The organism is Streptomyces sp. NPDC059534, from assembly GCF_042743475.1.
GTDB lineage: Bacteria > Actinomycetota > Actinomycetes > Streptomycetales > Streptomycetaceae > Streptomyces.
In genome coordinates this window covers 85,613-104,103 of sequence record NZ_JBHWAQ010000017.1, presented here as the reverse complement: position 1 = coordinate 104,103, position 18,491 = coordinate 85,613, and the positions used below count along the sequence as shown (strand labels likewise).

General features: G+C 70.5%; 15 protein-coding genes and 3 pseudogenes. 5 read left to right on the top strand and 13 right to left on the bottom strand.

Going from position 1 to position 18,491, the window contains the following annotated elements; translation table 11 throughout:
• Positions 1 to 263: 263 nt before the first annotated feature.
• A complete protein-coding gene (locus tag ACFVZH_RS21100; protein WP_384899044.1) occupies positions 264 to 3,944 on the top strand; it encodes a S8 family peptidase in 3,681 nt (1,226 codons plus the stop codon).
• A gap of 164 nt (positions 3,945 to 4,108) precedes the next feature.
• Here the strand turns inward: ACFVZH_RS21100 and ACFVZH_RS21095 are convergent, their stop codons facing one another.
• Together ACFVZH_RS21095 and ACFVZH_RS21090 are read right to left on the bottom strand one after the other, a co-directional pair.
• Positions 4,109 to 5,260 carry a Rieske 2Fe-2S domain-containing protein gene (locus ACFVZH_RS21095; RefSeq protein ID WP_384899042.1) on the bottom strand — a complete coding sequence of 384 codons (1,152 nt, stop codon included), beginning with the start codon at positions 5,258 to 5,260 and terminating at the stop codon, positions 4,109 to 4,111.
• Positions 5,261 to 5,396: 136 nt separating this feature from the next.
• Positions 5,397 to 6,284, bottom strand: a complete 888-nt coding sequence (locus ACFVZH_RS21090) for a LysR family transcriptional regulator (protein WP_384899040.1) — start codon at positions 6,282 to 6,284, stop codon at positions 5,397 to 5,399.
• A 139-nt stretch (positions 6,285 to 6,423) separates the two neighbouring features.
• Here ACFVZH_RS21090 and mgrA point away from each other — a divergent pair, with 139 nt between their 5' ends.
• The gene (gene mgrA / locus ACFVZH_RS21085; RefSeq protein WP_384899038.1) at positions 6,424 to 7,416 is read left to right on the top strand and encodes an L-glyceraldehyde 3-phosphate reductase; all 993 of its coding nucleotides are present in this window, start codon (positions 6,424 to 6,426) and stop codon (positions 7,414 to 7,416) included.
• A 250-nt stretch (positions 7,417 to 7,666) separates the two neighbouring features.
• On the opposite strand, the gene ACFVZH_RS21080 is transcribed toward mgrA, so the two are convergent.
• From ACFVZH_RS21080 to ACFVZH_RS21070, 3 genes are all read right to left on the bottom strand, one after another.
• Entirely contained in the window at positions 7,667 to 8,428 is a 762-nt protein-coding gene (locus tag ACFVZH_RS21080) for a hypothetical protein (RefSeq protein ID WP_384899036.1), read from the bottom strand.
• A gap of 111 nt (positions 8,429 to 8,539) precedes the next feature.
• Positions 8,540 to 8,920: an FKBP-type peptidyl-prolyl cis-trans isomerase gene (locus tag ACFVZH_RS21075; RefSeq protein ID WP_384899034.1), complete on the bottom strand. Its 381-nt coding sequence runs from the start codon at positions 8,918 to 8,920 to the stop codon at positions 8,540 to 8,542.
• Positions 8,921 to 9,119: 199 nt separating this feature from the next.
• Positions 9,120 to 10,235: a serine hydrolase domain-containing protein gene (locus tag ACFVZH_RS21070; RefSeq protein WP_384899160.1), complete on the bottom strand. Its 1,116-nt coding sequence runs from the start codon at positions 10,233 to 10,235 to the stop codon at positions 9,120 to 9,122.
• A 162-nt stretch (positions 10,236 to 10,397) separates the two neighbouring features.
• Between ACFVZH_RS21070 and ACFVZH_RS21065 the strand changes: the two genes are divergently transcribed.
• Positions 10,398 to 11,279, top strand: coding sequence for a GyrI-like domain-containing protein (locus ACFVZH_RS21065; RefSeq protein WP_384899032.1), 882 nt, complete (start codon positions 10,398 to 10,400; stop codon positions 11,277 to 11,279).
• 329 nt (positions 11,280 to 11,608) lie between these two features.
• On the opposite strand, the gene ACFVZH_RS21060 is transcribed toward ACFVZH_RS21065, so the two are convergent.
• From ACFVZH_RS21060 to ACFVZH_RS21040, 5 genes and pseudogenes are all read right to left on the bottom strand, one after another.
• A complete protein-coding gene (locus ACFVZH_RS21060; RefSeq protein ID WP_384899158.1) occupies positions 11,609 to 12,844 on the bottom strand; it encodes a cation:proton antiporter in 1,236 nt (411 codons plus the stop codon).
• A gap of 111 nt (positions 12,845 to 12,955) precedes the next feature.
• Positions 12,956 to 13,712 (bottom strand): annotated as a pseudogene (locus tag ACFVZH_RS21055) (nucleotidyltransferase); the annotation flags it as partial.
• A 200-nt stretch (positions 13,713 to 13,912) separates the two neighbouring features.
• Positions 13,913 to 14,017: pseudogene (locus tag ACFVZH_RS21050) on the bottom strand (AAA family ATPase); the annotation flags it as partial.
• Positions 14,018 to 14,114: 97 nt separating this feature from the next.
• Entirely contained in the window at positions 14,115 to 15,347 is a 1,233-nt protein-coding gene (locus tag ACFVZH_RS21045; protein ID WP_384899156.1) for a ThuA domain-containing protein, read from the bottom strand.
• A gap of 41 nt (positions 15,348 to 15,388) precedes the next feature.
• Positions 15,389 to 15,718, bottom strand: a pseudogene (locus ACFVZH_RS21040) (coagulation factor 5/8 type domain-containing protein); the annotation flags it as partial.
• Positions 15,719 to 16,227: 509 nt separating this feature from the next.
• Between ACFVZH_RS21040 and ACFVZH_RS21035 the strand changes: the two are divergent.
• Both ACFVZH_RS21035 and ACFVZH_RS21030 read left to right on the top strand, forming a co-directional pair.
• Positions 16,228 to 16,851, top strand: a complete 624-nt coding sequence (locus ACFVZH_RS21035) for a GntR family transcriptional regulator (RefSeq protein WP_384899030.1) — start codon at positions 16,228 to 16,230, stop codon at positions 16,849 to 16,851.
• Positions 16,852 to 17,034: 183 nt separating this feature from the next.
• Positions 17,035 to 17,223, top strand: coding sequence for a hypothetical protein (locus ACFVZH_RS21030; protein ID WP_384899028.1), 189 nt, complete (start codon positions 17,035 to 17,037; stop codon positions 17,221 to 17,223).
• Here ACFVZH_RS21030 and ACFVZH_RS21025 read toward each other — a convergent pair whose 3' ends face one another.
• The 3 genes from ACFVZH_RS21025 to ACFVZH_RS21015 form a co-directional block, all read right to left on the bottom strand.
• Positions 17,224 to 17,604 (bottom strand): DUF6221 family protein, encoded by a 381-nt coding sequence (locus ACFVZH_RS21025; protein WP_384899026.1) that lies wholly within the window; start codon positions 17,602 to 17,604, stop codon positions 17,224 to 17,226.
• A gap of 456 nt (positions 17,605 to 18,060) precedes the next feature.
• Positions 18,061 to 18,207 (bottom strand): hypothetical protein, encoded by a 147-nt coding sequence (locus ACFVZH_RS21020; RefSeq protein WP_384899025.1) that lies wholly within the window; start codon positions 18,205 to 18,207, stop codon positions 18,061 to 18,063.
• Positions 18,208 to 18,218: 11 nt separating this feature from the next.
• A complete protein-coding gene (locus tag ACFVZH_RS21015; protein WP_384892146.1) occupies positions 18,219 to 18,437 on the bottom strand; it encodes a hypothetical protein in 219 nt (72 codons plus the stop codon).
• Between the last annotated feature and the right edge of the window lie 54 nt (positions 18,438 to 18,491).

Below are 18,491 nucleotides of genomic sequence, written 5' to 3'. Positions count from 1 at the left end.
CCACGACGCCTTCACCCCAACCCTGTTGACGTGCCGCCCCCGCCCTCGGCGTGATCATGATCAAACCACAACAGGTCCGTGGGAAACGAGGGTTGCATTACCATGCGGCCCTCTCCTCGGGCACGTGCCAGGCGCAAGGTGGCGGCGAGTGGACATGTCGCTTCCTCGTCAGCCGCGACCCGTAGCGAAAGTGATCGTTCCTGTTGACTCTTGTTTCCGCCGGACACGGATCCCCTTCCGCCGGCGGAAGGAGTGCCTTCAGCATGCGCAGCAGACGGAGAACCGCACTGCTCGGCCTCGCCCTGGCAGTCACGATGACCGCCGGCGGCCTGGCGTACGCCGCCCCCGTCCCGACCACCGGACAGGACGCGGTGACGGCCTCGCCCCGGGACGCCGTCCGCACCGCGACGGTCACCCTGGTGACCGGCGACAAGGTGACGGTGGCCACCCGGGCGGGCAGGACCCTCGCCGTCGACGTCACCCCGTACCGGGGCACCGCCGCAGGACTGCGGACGTACACCGTCGGCACCGACGTGTACGTGATCCCCCGGGACGCCGAGGCGCTGATCCACAACGGCCAGGTCGACAAACGCCTGTTCAACGTCACACAGCTCGTCGCCCAGGGCTTCGACGACGCCCACCGCGCGACGACCCCGCTGATCGTGCGCTACGACTCCGCCGGCACCACCGCCCCCGGCGGGGCCCGCCTCTCCCGCAAGCTCCCCGGCGTACGCGGCGCGGCCGTCACCGCCGACAAGGCCAAGGGCGACACCTTCTGGGAGGCCGTCGACGACGACAGCGCCCGCGCCGGAACCCCCAAGGCCCGCCTGTCCGGCGGCGTCCAGCGCCTCTGGCTGGACGGCAGGGTCAAGGCGCTCCTGGAGAAGAGCGTCCCGCAGATCGGCGCCCCGGAGGCATGGGCCGCCGGATACGACGGCACCGGCGTCAAGGTCGCGGTGCTCGACACCGGCGTCGACGCCACGCACCCCGACCTCGCCGACCGCATCGTCGAGAGCCGCAGCTTCGTCCCCGGCGAGACCGCGCGCGACGGCCACGGCCACGGCACCCACGTCGCCTCCACGATCCTCGGCAGCGGCGCCGGCTCCGACGGCAGGTACCGGGGCGTGGCCCCCGGCGCCAAGCTGATCGTGGGCAAGGTCCTCGACGACGGCGGCTCCGGCTCGGAGTCCGGCATCATCGAGGGCATGGACTGGGCCGCGCACTCCGGCGCGAAGGTCGTCTCCATGAGCCTGGGCGGCCAGGAGGGCGCCGACGGCACCGACCCCATGTCGCTCGCGGTCAACGAACTCACCGCGAAGACGGGCGTCCTGTTCACCATCGCCGCGGGCAACAGCGGCCCCGGCGACAAGACGGTCGGCTCGCCCGGCGCCGCCGCAGCCGCCCTGACGGTCGGCGCCGTGGACTCCGCCGACACCATCGCCAGCTTCTCCAGCCGGGGCCCGCGCGGCGACGGCGGCCTCAAGCCGGAGATCACCGCACCGGGCGTCCGGATCGTCGCGGCCCGCGCGGCCGGCACGACGATGGGCACGCCCGTCGGCGACCTCTACACCACCGCGAGCGGAACCTCCATGGCGACGCCGCACGTGGCGGGCGCGGCGGCGATCCTCGCCCAGCGCCACCCCGACTGGTCGCCCGCCCGCCTGAAGAGCGGGCTCATCAGCACCGCGAAGACCACCGCCGACACCTCCGTGTACGCCCAGGGCGCCGGCCGAGTCGACGTGGCGCGCGCGGTCCGCCAGCCGGTGTCGGCCGGCGGCACGGTCGACTTCGGGCTGCGTGGCTGGGACGACTCGGCCACGGTGGAGAAGAAGGTCGAGTACGTCAACGACGGCGACACCCCGGTCACCCTGGCGCTCTCGCTGGAGAACGCGGGCGAGACGCTGCCGGCCGGCACGCTCGCCCTGGGCGCCGACTCGGTGACCGTCCCCGCGCACGGCACCGCAGAGGTCGCCGTCACCCTCGACAGCCGCAGCGTCACCACCGGCTCGCACGGCGCGCACGTCACCGCGCGTGCCACCGACGGGACGACGGTGGTGACCGCGATCGGCTTCGGCCGGGACGTCCAGCGCTTCGACGTCACGCTGAAGGTCCTGGACCGCGACGGCAAGCCGACCGGCGGCATCGCCGCGGTCACCGACACCACCCTGGACAAGGCGGTGCTCCCGGAGACCTACCCGGTCGGCGAGGACGGGACCGTCGTGGTGCGGGTGCCGCGCGGTGAGCACTCCTTCATCGCGGAGATCTTCCACTACAGCCCCGACTGGAGCCTGCTCCACGAGTACACGTACGCCGCCCAGCCCGGCACGCTCGTCGACTCCGACCGGACTCTCACCTTCGACGGCTCCAAGGCGAGCCGGGTCAGCATGACCACGCCCCGTCCGTCGGAGACGAACCGCCTCCGGGTCGGCATAGCCTCCCGTCCGTCCTCGCAGGTCCTCGTCCACGACCGCGAGACCTGGCTGGGCGGGGAGACCGCGGTCTACTCCGTGCCGTCGGCCACCACCGACGCCGCCCTCTTCGAGTCGCGCGTCGCCTGGGCGCTCGGGGCCCCGGCGCTCTCGGCCCGGCTCGCCGGACACGGCAGCCGTGCCGTGGACGTCTCCTACTTCCAGGGCTGGACGGGCTCCGCACGCTTCGACGGCACCCGGACCCTGCGGGTGGCCAAGCCCGGTGAGGACGTCAGGGGCAAGCTCGCGCTGGTCAAGCGGGACTCCGGCACCACCACGTACGCGCAGGTCGACGCGGCGGCCGACGCCGGAGCGCTGGCCGTACTCGTCTACAACGACACCCCCGGCGGCTGGCTGGCGGGCAACTGGAGCCCGAAGGAGACCCGCATCCCCGCGATGACGGCCTCCGGCACCGAGGGCGAGCGCCTGCTGGCCCTGCCCGGCGCCCGGATCACCTTCACCGGCACGGCGGTCAGCCCGTACGCCTACGAGCTGCTCAAGTACCACAACGGCGGCATCCCCGCCGACCAGCGCTACCGCGTCCGAGCCGGTGAACTGGCCACGGTCGACTCCCGGTTCCACGGCACGACCGCCGGAGCCGAGGCCGGATACAGCCGGCTGATGCACTCGCCGATGCAGCCGGTGGCGAACTTCTCCTTCGGGCGGATGACGCTCCAGCGGACCCTGACCGAGTACGTCACCCCGGGCCTGCGGACCTACGAGGCCATGAAGCTCGGCCCCGTGTGGACGGCGGGCGGCTCCTGGCAGTTGACGGCCGCCACGAAGTTCACCCCCGGCCAGCAGGTCCGCCGCGACTGGAACAAGGCCGTCGTCCGCACCGCGCTGCCGAGCGGCCTGGACGGCGCGGCCATCCGTGAGGGCGGCGTCGGCGTGGTCACCGCCGCAGGGCTGCTCGACAGCGGCTTCGGGCAGTGGGCCGTCCTGCGCAACGGCACCGACAAGGAGCTGACCACGGTCTACCGGGACGGCGTGCTGCTGGGCACCGCGCCCGCCGTCGCCGTCGCCTTCCCGGTGGTCCCGGAGCGCGCCGAGTACCGCGTGGTCACCGACGTACAGCGGCCGGAGGCCGGCTGGAACACGTCCACCCAGGTGCGCACCGACTGGCGCTTCCACTCCGCGCAGGGCGAAGGGCGGACGCTGCTGCCCGTCCTGTCGGTCGACTACCACCTCGGTACCGACCTGGCCAACAGCGCCCGGACCACGTCCAGGACGACCGTCGGCCTCGGCGTACGGCACCCCAAGGGCCTCTCCGGCCCGGCGATCACGAGTGTCAAGCTGTGGGCCTCGTACGACGACGGCGCCACCTGGAGGCAGGTCCGCCTGGACGGCCGCCTGAACGGCGCCATCGACAACCCGGCGACCGCGGGCTTCGTCTCCCTGCGGGTCACCGCCACCGACGCCGACGGCAACTCCGTCGACCAGACGGTGACGCGGGCCTACCAGGTCCGCCGCTGACGGAGCTGTAGACCAAGGGCCGGGGCACCCGCGTGCGGGTGTCCCGGCCTTCCGCGTCCGCCGGACGGATCACGGTCCCCATCAGCGGAGCCGGACCGGTGTCGGCTCGGGCAACCTGATCCAGGTACCCGTCCACGTCCCGGTCAACGCCTGCGGCAACACCGTCAGCGGTCGTCGGCGCACAGGTCCGCGTCCGGGCAGCTCGCCGAGGCGGCCGGGTGGGGGAGTGGGGTGCCGTTGGCGCGCAGCACCTTCCGCACGTCGAGGATGAGCGGGAACACCTCCTGGTTCCAGTCCGCCCCCTGCTCGTCCCAGGCCCGCTGCTCGGCCTCGACGGCCATCCTGTCCTGGGCGAACACGCGCTCGGTGAAGCGCCGGATGAGGGGCCAGGCCAGGTGGAGGGCGCCGGGGATCGGCGGCTTCGCGATCATGAGCAGCCCGAAGACACGGCTGACGCGCTGCTCGATGTCCTCCGGCACATAGGCGACCCACAGGGAGAAGGCGGCCGTCTCCGATGACTCGGGGACCGTCTGCAGGGTCTGGTACGGGTACTCGGTGCGAATGGTGACGACGTCGGGAGTGGAAGCGCCCCCCACGCCCTCGGCGGACAGCAGGCCCGCTCCCCGGTCCTTCCGGCCGCCGGAGGGGACGAAGAGATACCTGGCCTCCACGGAGCGCGGGCCCGTGTCGAACCCCAGCAGCTCCGGCTGGATCCGGCCCAGGACGCCCCTGTGCAGGAACTGGTGGTTCATGTCGAGCAGGTTCTCGTGCAGGAACGAGTAGTGGCAGCGGACCGTACGCGTGAACATCATGGTCCGGTGCCGGGCCGAGTCCGCCTCGGGGAGCACGGGCAGGGGCCTGTCCTCCGCTCTGGCCGGGTCGCCCGGGAAGACGAAGACGAGTCCGTACTTCTCCCGCACGGGGTAGGAGCGCACCCCGCGGGGCGGCCGCGGTGCGCCCTTGGGCAGGTACGGGATCTGCGAGATGCGCCCGTTCCCCCGGTAGGCCCACGCGTGGTAGCAGCAACGCAGGATCTCGCCCTCCACCACCCCGAGGCTGAGCGGCACCTGCCGGTGGGCGCAGCGGTCCTCCAGGGCGTAGACGGTCCCGCTGCCACCCCGGTAGAGCGCGATGGGCCGACCCGCGAAGGAAGCCGCCCGGACCTTGCCCCTGCGTACGGCCGTGGACCGGGCCACGGGGTACCAGAAGTCCGGATCGATCCCCACGCGCCGCAGATCGCCCTCGCGAGTCCCGCGGTCGTCGCCCTCCGGACCGTACCGGCCCCCAGCGTCTGTGGCCTGAACCTCCTCGGACATGCGCATCCCTCTCGCTCAGGGCGTTTCGTCCCACGGGCAAACCAGGACCAGCCCAACATGGTCCGCCCGAGTACGCGATTCGTCGGCCGCCTCGCCGCTCCCGTACGCCTCACCCGGACGGCCCCGTGTGCCCGGATCAGAGGGCGGTTCCGCGCTCCAGCAGGTTCATCAGCGCGCGGGCCGCCGGACTGGTGGCCTGCGGTGGTGGCAGCAGGGCCACCGTCTCGTAGACCGCCTCGCCGGTGCCCGCGAGAGGGATGGCGTGCAGCGAGTTCCGCTTGTGCCGGAAATGCCGGGGCACGGCGGCGACACCGAGGTCCTCCTCCACCAAATCCAGGAGGCTGTGCACGTCGTTCACCTCCAGGCTCACGGTGCGCGGCACGCCCGCGGAGGCGAAGGTCGCGTCCGTCGCCCGGCGCGGTCCCCAGCCGGGGTGGAAGTCGACGAACACCTCCCCGGCGAGGTCCCGAAGCGCGAGGGCCGGCCCGGCCGCGGCGAGCGGATGCCCGGGGTGGCACAGAAGCGTCATCGGCTCGGCTGCCAGCGGCACCGAGCGCAGTTGGTCGGAGTCCGCCCGAGTGCGGTAGGCGAACGCCAGGTCGAGGCGCCCGGCGGCGACGTCCTCGGCCAGGGCGAGCCCACCTTCCTGACGGAGCCGTATCTCCACGTCCGGGTGCCGCCGCCTGAACGCGGCCAGCAGCCCCGCCACGTGCACCCCCGCGACGCACTGCTCGGTCCCCAGGGAGAGCGTGCCGCGCACCACGCCCTGCACGGCCGCCACCGCCTCGTGCGCGGCCCGTACTTGCGCCAGGATGCGCTCCGCCTCCACCAGCAGCGCCCGCCCGGCCTCCGTCAGCGTCACCCGGCGGGTACTCCGTACGAACAGCGGCGCCCGCAGATCCCGCTCCAGGGCCCGGATCGACGCCGAGAGACCTGACTGGGAGACCATCAGCCGCTCCGCGGCCCGCGTGAAGTGCCGGTCCTCGGCGACGGCGACGAAGTGCTGAAGATGCCGCAGTTCCATGATTCAGAACCCTACGCGCTGAATCCCATCGGATTCTCCTGTTGGATTCATGCCCACAGGCCAGGGGAGATTGGTCACGGCACGACAACCCCCGCCCCACCCCGACCCTCGGGTGCCGTCCCCACGCCATGGAGTCGCGTTGTACACCGCACATTCCGATCGTTATGCCGACATGCCCTACCGGCGCACCGGGCGCAGCGGCCTGAAGCTTCCCGCCCTCTCCCTGGGGCTGTGGCACAACTTCGGCCCGGACCGTCCCGCGGAGACCCAGCGCGCCATCCTGCGCCGCGCCTTCGACCTCGGAATCACCCACTTCGACCTGGCGAACAACTACGGCCCGCCGCCCGGCGCGGCGGAGTCCGCCCTCGGCGACTTCCTGCGGACGGACTTCGCGCCCTACCGCGACGAACTGGTCGTCTCCACCAAGGCCGGATACCTGATGTGGCCCGGGCCGTACGGCGAGTGGGGCTCCCGCAAGTCCCTGCTGTCGTCGCTCGACGCCTCCCTGAAGCGGATGGGCCTCGACCACGTCGACATCTTCTACTCGCACCGCTTCGACCCGGACACGCCCCTGGAGGAGACCATGGGCGCCCTGCACTCCGCGGTCCAGCAGGGCAAGGCGCTCTACGTCGGCGTCTCCAACTACTCGGCCGAGCAGACCCGCGAGGCCGCCCGCATCCTCGGCGAGCTCGGCACACCGCTCACCATCCACCAGCCGCGCTACTCGATGCTCGACCGACGCCCCGAGGACGAGGGCCTGCTCGACGCCCTCGACGACCTCCAGGTCGGTTCCATCGCCTACTCCCCGCTGGAACAGGGCCTGCTCACCGGACGCTACCTCGACGGCATCCCCGAGGACTCCCGGGCCGCCGGCGACAGCCCCTTCCTCAACCGCGACGCCGTCACCGAGGACCTGGTGACCCGGTTGCGCGCCCTGAACGACCTCGCCGCGTCCCGTGGCCAGACCCTGGCCCAGCTCGCCCTCGCCTGGGTACTGCGCGGCGGCCGCGTCACCTCCGCCCTGGTCGGGGCGAGCAGCGCACGACAGATCGAGGACAGCGTGTCCGCCCTCCGCAACCTCGACTTCGACAAGGAGGAACTGACCCTCGTCGACGCGCTCGCCCGCCCCTGAGCCGCGAGAGCCGTCCCGCAACCGCGTCGGACCGACCGGCGTCCGTTACGCGGGCGAGACCACGGGCGTCCGTGACGCGTGTGCAGCCACGGGCGCCTGTGACTCGTGCGACGCCACCGCCGTCCGTGACACGTGGGTAGTCACCGGCGCCTGTGACACCACGCCCCCGTCCCGGGGTGCCCCAAGGCCGGCCGCACGCGTTGCGGGCTGTTCCCGGGACGGCAGGCGGTGTTGGCGGTGCCGGCGGTGCTCAGATTCCGGCCGTGACTGCTTCCACAGGCTCTGCGGCCGCCGCCCCCGGGGCAGTGGCGGCAGAGGCATCGGGGACGGGCCAGGTGTAGAGGACGACGCCCTGCCGGCTGTCCTTCTCGAGGCCGTCCTTCGCCACCAGCTTCTCCAGGGCATTGCGGACCACCTGCTGCGAGGTGGCGCGCTCGGGACGGGCGGCCTCCAGCTCGGCGTAGATCTCGCTGACCTTCTTCGGCTCACCGGGCTGCCGGGCAAGAAGCCCAACGAGGAGCTCGCCGAGCGTCGGAACCGTAAGCTTCACGGACTCCACCCCGCCCGTCGCGCTCTTCTTCGCCCCGCCTGCCGAGGTCTTCCGGTCAGTCGTCTTCGGACCCGCCGGCTGCTGAACCGTGGTCTTCTTCACCCCGGCCGCAGCGGTCTTCCCGCCCGTCTTCTCCGGGGCCGTCTTCCCCGACCGCCTGGCCGCCGTCTTCCTGACCGCCGCCTTCTTCGCGGGCAGCAATCCCCGGGCCTCACGCGGCTGCGGCACCGCCGCCTCCACCGCCTCCCGCGCCGACGCGCCGGTGTTCACCGGCCCGGCGTCCTTCTCCGGCGCGATCACCGGCATGGACTCCAGCGTCGCCGTGAGCCACTTCTCCTCCGCCTTCAGCCGTTCCAGACGGGCGACGACCTCCGCCTGCTCGGCGCGGTTGACCGCGAGATCGGCGGCCAGCTGTTCCGCGTACTTCGTCTGGATAGGGGTAGTGACCGGCTCGTTGCCCATGACAGTCCACGCTCCTTATGGGGGACGGACGTTGTGGCCGGATGCTACTTGCCACAGTCCTGAATCCGCCGCTGGTTCCCCACTCCACCACCCGGCGGGGGTATGCCCGCCTCAGGCTGCGACGGAGAGCAGGTCGACCACGAAGACCAGCGTCGACCCCGCCGGGATGGCCGGCGAGGGCGACTGATTGCCGTAGCCGAGTCGCGGAGGAACGATGATCTCCCGCCGACCACCGACCCTCATCCCCCTGATCCCACGGTCCCAGCCCTTGATGACCCGGCCACCCCCCACGGCGAACTTGAACGGCTCACCTCGGTCCCAAGAAGCATCGAACTCCCTCCCGGATTCGAAGGTGACCCCGACGTAATGAACCCGGACGACGTTGCCCGGTTTCGCCTCGGCCCCGTCGCCGACGACGAGGTCCCGGACAGTCAGCTCGGTAGGAGCGTCACCCTCCGGCCGGTCGATCTCGGGCTTCGTCAGTTCACTCATCGCAACCTCGTCACTCTCCGTCGGACGGCCTCGCACGGACCGCCCGGGCGCATGGTCACTCCATGCCGCAGATGATCACGCTACCGAGAATGCCGATCTCCCGGAGTGCGCGAAACCCGACGGTGCGCGGCGCTCGGCCAGCGGAACCGAGAGCGGGAGCGGGGCAGCCCGTGCGGGCCCGGACCGCCTATGACCGCTGTCAGCGCAGTCCGCTGTAGGCGGCCATCACGATCTCCAGGCCGCGGTTGTCCTCCTGCCGGTCCCGGTCGATCATCCGGTTCATGACGTAGGCCACCGTCATGCGTGAGTCGGGATCGCTCGCAACCAGCGAACCGCCCCAGCCGCCCCAGCCGAAGGTGTTGCCGAACCTGCCGTAGCCCACCGTCCAGGACATCGGCGTCCGCAGGACGCGATCGTCGCCGCGGAACACCTCCTGCCAAGCGGGCTCGCAACCCTCGGGGGACAGCAGCCGTACGCCGCCGACCGAGCCCCGGTTGGACAGTACCGACTGGACGCGGGCGACAGACCGGGCGTTCCCGAAGCCGTTCACGGCAGGGATCTGCGCCCGACGCCAGGCCACGGAGTTGGTGTCCTTGACCCGGATCGCGGCACCGGCGTTCTCCCGGCGAACACCATCCGGTCCGAGCGGCGCGTCGGCGGCGTACTCGTCAGTCAGTGACGGCGGCGGGATCAGCGGTGCGACGCGGTGGTCATGCGCGGCGGAGAGCCCGATGTGGAAGTCCGCGCCCAGCGGGTGGGCCACCTCATCGGCGAAGAACTCGCCGAGGCTGCGGCCGGTGATACGGCGGACGATCTCGCCAACAAGGAACCCGAAGGTCAGCGCGTGATAGCCGGCGGCCGTTCCCGGTTCCCATTCGGGTGCCTGTGCAGCCAGCCCCGCCGTCACGCTCTCCCAGTCGTAGAGCTCCTCGACCGCCGTCAGCCCCGACAGGTCAGGCAGTCCCGCGGTGTGCGAGAGCACGTGCCGTACCCGTACGCGCTCCTTGCCTGCCGCGGCGAACTCGGGCCAGTAGTCGGCGACCGGCGCGGACAGATCGAGCCGGCCCCGGTCGGCGAGGATCAACGCACACAAGGCGGTCATGTTCTTGGTCGTCGAGTTCACGCCGACGAGGGTGTCGCGGTCCCAGGGGACGGAACGGTCCGCATCGGCATACCCGCCCCAGATGTCGACCACCGGCTCGCCCTCCACATAGACGGTCGCCGAGGCGCCCACGTCGTCCTTGTCGAGCGAAGCCGCAAGCACCTCACGGACGGCGGCAAACCGTGGCTCGCAAAAGCCCCTGATATCAGTCATACACATAAGCCTCAGGTAGCGCCCGGGCTCCCGCCCGACAAAACCAGTGCGGGAATTGTCGGGCGGGACTGTGGCTGGGGCTCGGTGTCGACCGCTGCGGCTGGCTGGCAGGGTGAACGTTCCCGCCACGGAGGCGCAGGAGAACAGGAAGGAAGGATACGCGTGCTGGAACGGATGAATCAGGCGTTGGACCACCTGGAGGGATGCCTCGACCGGGAGATCGACATGGCCGAGGTGGCCGGGATCGCCGCGGTGTCGGAGTACCACTTCAGGCGGTTGTTCTCGGCGCTCGCCGGAATGCCGCTCCCGGTCTACGTGCGGCGACGGCGGATGACGCTCGCCGGGGCCGAGGTGCTGGCCGGGGAGCTGACACTGCTCGATGTCGCGGTGCGGTACGGGTACGGATCGGGCGAGGCGTTCGCCCGGGCATTCCGGTCGGTGCACGGCATCGGGCCGGGCGAGGCCCGTCGCACGGGCGCGGTGCTCACGGCGCAGCCGCGCATGTCCTTCCGTGTCGTCGTCGAGGGGAGTACGCCCATGCGGTACCGGATCGTGGAGAAGGAGCCGTTTCGGGTCGTCGGCAGGAAGGCCCGGGTCCCGCTCGTGCACGAGGGCGTCAACGCGGCCGCCGCGGCGCACTTGGAGAACCTGGACCAGCAGGCGATCGTACGGATGAAGGAGTTGGCCGGCCGGGAGCCGGAGGGGATCCTGTCGGCGGTGGTGCACCTGACGGACAGCCGGGAGGACGGCGCCGAGGTGGACTACTGGATCGGCGTGGCGACCGGTCTCGAAACAGCCGCTGAGGAGCTCGACGCCCTCGATGTGCCGGCCGGGACCTGGGCGGTCTTCGACAACCACGGGCCCTATCCGGGCGCCCTTCAGGACCTGTGGCGCGACGTGTTCACGCAGTGGTTCCCCTCGAACCCGTACACGAGCCGGCCGGCCCCGGAGCTCCTGCTGACACGGCCGGTGGAGATCGGCACGGAGACCGACTCCCAGCTGTGGATCCCGGTCGAACGGGCGAGCGGTAGCCCCGGTGAGTGACCACCGGCACCTGGACGTCGGCCTCCGCACGGAAGCCCCCCGCCCCGATGCCCCGCAGGGCCGGCCGCTTCGACAGGTGATCAGCCGGTCAGTGGCCGCCATTCCCGCACACGGTAGGGCGTGGCAGAGCCTGCTCGATCCGGCTCCCTCGGCGGCATGGTCAAGCAGACCCGAGGACACGTGCTCGCCACCGTGCGGAGCAGGTCAGGGACTCGTGGCGCCCGTGTCAGGGCGGGGACTCGGCGCAGCCGGTGATTCCCTGCTGCTCGCCATAAGGGCGATACCCGACCGAGCCAGGTCGCCGTGGTGGCCGTCTGCCCCGTTGACGGTCATTCCACGCCGCGGAGCTCCTGCGACGCGCGTTGTCGACGGCCGTAGAGGCGGCCGACCGGTTCGGTGCTCAGGCCGTGCAGCACGATGCTGACCATGACGGTGATCACCATCACGCGGGCGATGAAGTCACCGCCACCGGTGGCGGGCAGATTGATCGCGGCGAGAAGGCCGAAGACCATCGTGGTCACTCCTCTGGGTCCCATCCACCCGAGGAACAGCCTGTCGGACAGGGACAGATCCGTACCGATCAGCGCGAGCATCACGGGCACCATGCGCACCAGGGTGACGGCGAGGACGGCGTAGAGGACGACGGAGAGGTGGAAACCGTCCCAGAACTCGTCGTTGACCATCTGGCCGAAGAGGAACCACAGGGCGAGGGTCAGCAGGGTGGACAGGTCGTCGGTCATCTGGACGGAGTCCTGCGGGAGATGGCGCAGCGCCGGTGCGATGCAGACACCGGCCACGAACGAGGCGACGAAGCCGTTGCCGCCCCATGTCGTGGACAGGGTGTACGCGGCGATGGGCACGCTCAGCACCGCGAGCCTCGTCGCGGTCGGCAGCGTCCAACCCTTCGCCCAGGACTGGCGCAGTACCTGTCCGGCCACCCAGCCGACGAGCGAACCCGCTGCGACGGCCCAGCCCGCCGCGGCGACCGCGTCGAGGAGGGCATCGGCGTAGTCGCCGCCGGCCGTGCGGGACTCGGCGGCGGCGCCGGCGAGGCAGAGCAGGAAGACCGGTGAGGTGATGCCGTCGTTCAGGCCGCCCTCGACGCTGAGTACCTCCCGAAGCCGAGCCGGGACACGTCTGTCCCGCACCACGGCTGAGGCGGGCGCCAGATCGAGAGGGGCGACGACGGTCGCCAGGACCGCGAGGACCCATCCGGGCTGTTCGGGGAAGAAGGCGAGTGCGGTCAGGAAGGCGGCGCCCAGGGTCAGCGGCAGTGCGGCGCCCACGAGGCGGGCGACGACTTTCCTCTCCCGGCGGATCACGCCGGCCGGCACCTCGGTCGCGTCGACGAAGAGCAGCAGGGCGACGACGACCTCCACCGCGCGCTCGAAGCTGTCCCGGTCTCCGAAGTCGAAGACGAGTGGCGGATCCGAACCGCTGGTGAGGGCGATGCCCGCCAGCATCATGGCGATCGGCGCGGTGACGCTCCATCGTGCGAGCCGGTACGACAGCACGCACCAGGTGAACAGAATGCCCGCGATGACGGTGACGGCAGACAAGACCATCCGCGCTTTCGGAGGGGTGCTCGGACAGACGCAGCGTAAGGCGCGGTCGCCGTCGACACGCGTCAGCACGCCGACGGCGGTTCTGCTCGCCCTCCGTGGCTGCGTAGGCGGGAACGGGCATCGGTTGTCGATGAGTATCCCGAGCACCGCCGGGTCGGGTGACGGTGCACGGCCGATGGACGCGGCGACACGCATCTGCTCGACGCGCTCGGGGTAGTAGCGGCCGAAGAGCTCTGCGGACTGGTCGAGGTCGCTGGTCCAGCCGCCCCATCGGGGCATGATCAGGGTGAATCCTGTGCGGACGATGCGACGGCCGACGAGACGGCTGAGGGTCCGGCGGTCGGCGTCCGTGGTGGCTTCGCCTGCTTTGGCACGCCAGCGTGGAAGCACGCGGGCGAGGGCACCGTTGGTCTCCCGCGCGAGTAGGGCTGTGGGGCGGTAGCGGGGCAGTTGTTCTGCGAGGTCAGGGCCCAGCAACGGGGTGCAGAGGCAGGCGATGAAGAATCCGCCATCGTGACGTTCGAGGTCGCTGAGTAGAACGCGCGTGCTGGTCAGCAGGATCCCGACGCCATCGATCTGCGGGAATGCACGGTCGAGTACGGCCTCGATCGCTTGGGCGTCAGCGCGGTCGGCTTCGGTGGGCTCGTCGTGGAGGGCGAGCTGGAGGGTCGAGGTCGGAGACTCCGGGGGTGGCGGTGCCACGGGGGATGCTGCCGTAGAGGTAGGCGCTGTGCAGGCGCGTTCCGCCGAACGTCTCGGTGATATGAGCGCGGGCGGCATCGACGACGGGGACGAACGCTGCCGGCACTCGGTCCAGTGCGCCTTCGTGTGCGATCGTTCCGTCGCGGTCCAGCCCTCGTTCCTTCATGGGGCCACTGTTCCTTGTGCCGCTGTGTGCTGCCGAGCGGATTTCCGAGGCGCTGTGGCGTCCGCGAACTGCACCGCCCACGCATCCGCCAGTGGGCGGTGCAGGACCTGCCCGCCAGGATCGATGGACGTGTGGCCACCCAGAACTGGGATCGGGAATGGCAGCTTCTCAGCCTGCGGAGGCTTCGTTTTCGGTGGCGCGGCGCGGGTGGAGGACAGGCGGTAGGAGTCGGTGCCGGTCTCGATGATGTCGCCGCCGAAGGTGAGGCGGTCGACGATGGCCACGCAAAGGCGCGGGTCGGTGAACATCGAGCCAGGCGTGGGTCGGCCCCCGCATCAGTGTCCAGTTCCGCCCTCGGGGCGTGCGCTGGGATCTGACGCGGGGGCCGACGGTGTCGGGCCGCTACGGAGCCGCGGTCGGGCGGAAGCTCTGTGACGGGGAGCCGTCGCAGGCGCGTTGGACGAGCTGTGCTCCGGTCGTGGAGGATGCGCCGGCGGTGAGGCACTTGCCGCTGTGGCGGGCGACGAAGTGGTAGCGACCGGACGGTTCGCCCACCGGCAGCCACTGCTGGTTGGTGCCGCCCCCGTAGGCCCACAGTTGGAGCGGCGCGCCGTCGGCCGTGGACCGTTCGGTGACGTCGACGACCTGCTGCGGGGCGTTGCGGACCCCGATGCGGCTGTAGCCGTCGGTGGTGGGGGTGAAGCGGAACTGCTGGGCCTGGGTGCCGTTGCAGGTGTACTGCTGGACGGCGGTGCCGTTGGCCGTAGCGGCTGCCCGGGCGTCGACGCACAGGCCGTTCGACTCGGCGGCGAGGGAGTACCAGGAGTCCCCGGGGAACGTGCCGGGCGGGGTGGTACCGACGCCGGCGAGCCACCTGAGGCCGTCCAGGAGGAGACGGTTCTGGGTGGGGCTGGCGAAGGTCGAGGAGAGCCGTGTGTCGGTGGTGTAGTTCATGGCGTTGTGGCCGAAGTTGGCGTACAGCATGCGGTACTGCGTGTTGGTCCAGACGAGCGGGTAGTCACCGCTGTACCAGGACTGGTTCGGGTCGGTGCCGAGCGGGAAGCTGACCGGGTCGACCGAGGCGAGCACCTTGATCGACGGGTTGGACCGCAGGTTGTTCGACCAGCTGTACCACTCGCTGACGGCGGAGGTCCACGTCGTGGGCAGTCCGGCCGCGGCCGGGTGGGAGCCGTTCTCCGTGCGGACGACGGCGGTGGTCGGCCCCCAGGTGTTGGAGCGGAAGTTCCCGCTGCCCAGGAACTGGTTGTAGTACCAGTTCCAGCCGCTGGCGTTGGTCGTGAAGGCCGAGACGTGGAAGCCGAGCCACCCGCCGCCGGCACGCATGTAGCGTTCGAACCCGGCGCGCTGGGCGGCGCTCTGCGGGGCGTCGTCGAGGAAGAGGACGACGTCGTACGCGTCGACGCCGCCGTTGGCGAGGAGGTTCCAGTCGGTGGTGGCCGTGTAGGAGAAGTTCTGGGCCGCGGCGGTCCGGGGGAACCAGTCGTTGGCCTCCTTCACGAAGTCGATGTGGGCCGCGTCCCAGGTGCCGTTGTAGAACGCGATCACGCGGAAGTCCGGTGCGGTGGGGGCCGCTTGGGCAGGCGCGGTGGCCCCGAGGCCGAGCAGGAGGGCCATCAGGCCCAGGAGCCGGAGCGGAAGCCGGAGCAGGAGTCGGTTCACGGGTGGCTCACCAGGTTCGCGACGTTGGTGGAGGAGTTCGACGGGCCGCCACGGTCGTTGACGACGTGCCGGATCGTGCCGGTGCCGCCAAGTGAGACGGTGACCATGTTCCGGAAGCGGACGTCGGGTCGGTCGGGCGCCTCGATGGCGTGCTCGGCGGTGACACCGGGATTGACGTTGAAGTAGCAGTAGCTGCCGAGTCCGTACGCCTGGTGGCTGGTCACGGAGTCGGCGACCTTGTAGGCGGCGTAGCCCTGGGTGGTGCCGTTCATCCAGGCCGCCTGGTTGGGAGGGTCGTACGGCATCTCGTTCTGGTAGAAGTACGAGCCTTTCTGAGGGGCTTCCGTTTCACCTGCGTCAGCAGCTACTGATGTTGCTCTGACCTGCATGAATGGGGGAGTGGTGCGTCACTGGTTGGTCAGTGACCGTCGCTCGTCGGACAAGATCGTCTCCCAGTTGTTTCCCACTTGCTCTCCATGCGCAGACCAGGGCCGGACCGCTCAACACCCTCGAAGGCGTCCACAGCGATCCGACCCTGGCCTATGGCCAACGAATGCCTCGTACAGGAATCACGCCCTGAGGGACACTCGCCGGTACGGCCACCCGCCATACGGGGGCGGGTGACCGTGTGGGGCCGCCTCCCGATCGCACGCGGGGTACAGGCGAACTGGAGGCGGTCCCGTCGGCGGCCACGGAACCTGAACCCGCAGCGCCGAACTCTTGCTCGCTCTTCAGTTACCTCATGGCACCCAGGGTGCACACCCTTGATATATCAAGCAAGCGGTACGGCTCGTAGCCTTCGACCCTCAGTAGTGATCATGATCAGAGGGTCGCCATGTCAGCCGACGCGCGCTATCGCCGCATCGCCGCCGACATCCACGCCCGCATCAAGGCCGGCGAGTGGATGCCAGGAGACCCGCTCCCGTCCCGATCCGCCATGGCCGCCCAGTATCAGGTCCACGAGCAGACCGTGCGGCTGGCCTATGTACTCCTCCGCCAGGCTGGAATTCTCGACGGAGAGCAGCGCCGCGGCGTGTATGTGGCGCACCCTCCTGCCATGCGCACTCTCACGAACCCAGACGCCCCGTGGCCCTACGGCACCGAGACCACAGACGCCACGTCGTGCCGGGCGACGGAAGAGCTTGCCGCGCGGCTCGACGTCCCAGCCGGCGTCACCCTGCATCGACGGATCGTCGAGTGCATGGACCCTGGCGGCCGGTCGGCCATGCTCGTCACGTCCTGGTGGCGCGGCCGACGGCGACCACATGCGTCCTATGTCGTGGAGGTCGGCGTCCGACCCATCACGGAGGCCGAGGCGAGGTCTCTCGGCATGCTGGTGGATGCGGCGGCATACAGGCTCATGAGGACGAGGCTGGACGGCTCTGGGCGCCCTGTGGAGACCGCTGATCTCGTCCTCCCTATGGACCGATGGCTCATCCGCCTAGGCGGCACGAAGTAGCACATCAGCGGGGGTGCCCAGCAGTGCAGGGCCTGACGCACATTACGCAGCATGCCCCATGAGTCACACGTCCGGGAACGGGTGTGCGAGCAAAATTCACACGGAGCGTTTACCTGACAACGCATTTAGTTACGCACAGCAATACTCGGAGCGATGTCAGCCCCGCCTCGTAGGCTTGCGCCCATGACGATGCCCGAGCAGTCGCCGGCCCGGCCCAGCGCCGACGCCATCAATGCGGAGATCCGCGCGCTGTGGGTCGACGGCGTCCTGCCGGTCGAGGCGCGTGCCGAGTATGCGCGGCTCGTCGTTGCCTGGGCCGAGGCGGTGCAGGTCGAGCGGCAGGCTCCCCGCCTCGCGCTGGAAGCAGCCTAGCTACGACCGCCACGCGTCCTGGTAGTCAGGGTGGTCGGCATACGGCAGGGCAAGCCCCGGCAGGATGACGCGCCGGTACTCCGAGAGGATCGACTCCACACCGGTGACGACCAAGACGTCTGCGGCCATGGCCTCGTAGCAGCTCAGCAGCTCACGTTTGGCGTCGACCTCGGCCAGCACCCGCGCCGGGTCGTGGCGGGCGATGTGCTCGCCGTAGGCGCGGCGCGGCAGCACGTTGGCCAGCTCGTTGCCGTTGCCCAGGTCACGGATCTGCCACACGGAGGCGTCGTACTCCCAGGCCAGGAAAGCGGGATGAGGCGCCCGCGCGATCTGCTCGTCTTCGTCGAGGCGGGCGCGGAGGAACGCGATCAAGTCTTCCATGAGCTCTCCAGGAAAGCGTCCCGCCCCGGTGCATCACGCCGGGGCGGGTCCGGTAGCCGCGTCAGCCAGTAGGCGCGGTCGGGATGCGAGCAGGGTACGCCCAGCCGCTGACAGGTGAGCGCGCGGCTTCCGGCATGGCTCGGCCCCGCCCACAGGGCGTGCGTGGTCTTAGCCTCCCAGCTCTCGCTCATCGAAGAACGCCGAGTCGGTACAACGCAGGTTCAGGCAGACGATCTGCTCTTCGCCGCCTGGCTCTTGATACCGACGTAGGCCCCAGGTGCGGCAGGTCGGGCAGTCGTGCTCGGGGTATGGCGTCGTGTACTTCAAGAACTCACGGAAGGGGCTTGAGGTCATGGCACCTCTCCTTCGGTATGGAGCCTCTCGGCCACTCTGTATGCGGAGGTCGCCAACCGTACACAGCAGAACGCCCCCACCGCCGAAGCGGTGGGGGCAGGTTCAGTCGGTCAGTGGTTCGCCAGGCGGGTCCGCCGGCTCGGGCTCGGGCTGCGGTTCGAGGACGCCCATGTCGACGAGGGTCTCGCCGTCGGCCGCGGCCAGGTCGGCTACCGGCTGGATGGGCTGGTCGTCAGGAAGTGCCGTCATAGGAATCCAGGTCACATGTCGTGGTTGATGAACTCGCGGGCCCGCTCGGGAATTGGCTTGGCCACCGGGGGCTCCATTCCTGCAGCGCGGACCCAGGCGGTCAGGCCGCGGACCCGGTCTATGAGGTAGCTGATCGCGACGCCGGCGCCTTCCAGGCGCTGGTCCTGCCGGTCTGAAGACTGCTCCAGCTCCTCGATCCGCTGGCCCTGCCGGTCGATCTCTTTCCGCATGGCGTCCGTGACGACGGTGAAGTCGTCGCGTCGGTGATCCCGTCGGGTCCGTCG